This window comes from Rhizobium ruizarguesonis (genome assembly GCF_012349115.1).
GTDB classification, from domain to species: Bacteria; Pseudomonadota; Alphaproteobacteria; order Rhizobiales; family Rhizobiaceae; genus Rhizobium; species Rhizobium ruizarguesonis.
The window spans coordinates 1-789 of the sequence record NZ_PQIG01000018.1 but is presented as its reverse complement, the minus strand read 5'-3'; the positions used below and the strand labels follow the sequence as shown (position 1 = coordinate 789).

1 pseudogene is annotated in these 789 nt (G+C 57.8%); it reads left to right on the top strand.

The annotated features are described in order from the left end of the window. Positions 1-22 precede the first annotated feature (22 nt). Positions 23-773: pseudogene (locus C3Y91_RS03430) on the top strand (IS5 family transposase). Positions 774-789 lie beyond the last annotated feature (16 nt).

Below are 789 nucleotides of genomic sequence, written 5' to 3'. Positions count from 1 at the left end.
GATGACAATGGGAGTTTTGATGATGGCAGGAGAGTTCTGGCTTGATGATCAGCAGTGGGCGGTGATTGCGCCTCTACTTCCCACGAACCAACCTGGTGCTCATCGCACTGACGACCGTCGAGTGATTAGTGGAATCATCCATGTCCTGCGATCGGGTTGCCGATGGCAGGATTGTCCCGCTTGCTACGGGCCTTCAACAACCATCTACAATCGCTTCCATCGCTGGTCTGCGAAAGGAATATGGCGGCGGCTGTTTGAAGCTCTGGCGCAAACAACCGATCGGGATCTTCATATGATCGACAGCACCACCGCCAAAGCCCACCGATCAGCCGCTGGCGGAAAAGGGGGGCGGATGCCGAGGCAATCGGCCGCTCGCGAGGCGGCAGATCGACAAAAATCCATGCTGTTGTCGATGGTTGCGGCCGTCCAATCGCGCTGCGAATAACGCCCGGGCAGCGCGGCGACGCACCCGTTGCCGTTCCACTGCTCACGCGCTTGCCTGCGAGCCGCCTATGTGCCGCAGACACCGCTTATGACAGCGACACATACGCGACTTCCTCACCGCCCGCGGCACGCAGCCGGTCATTCCCAACAATCCTACTCGAAAGCGCATGCAGCCCTTCGACCCCATTGCCTACAAGCGCAGGAATATTATTGAACGCACCTTCTGCCGCCTGAAGGATTGGAGGCGCATCGCAACACGATACGACAAGCTTATGATCAACTTCGAGGCAACTTGCTACATCGCTGCTCTCGTCATTTGGTGGGCATGATTGAGTCTGGAGCCTA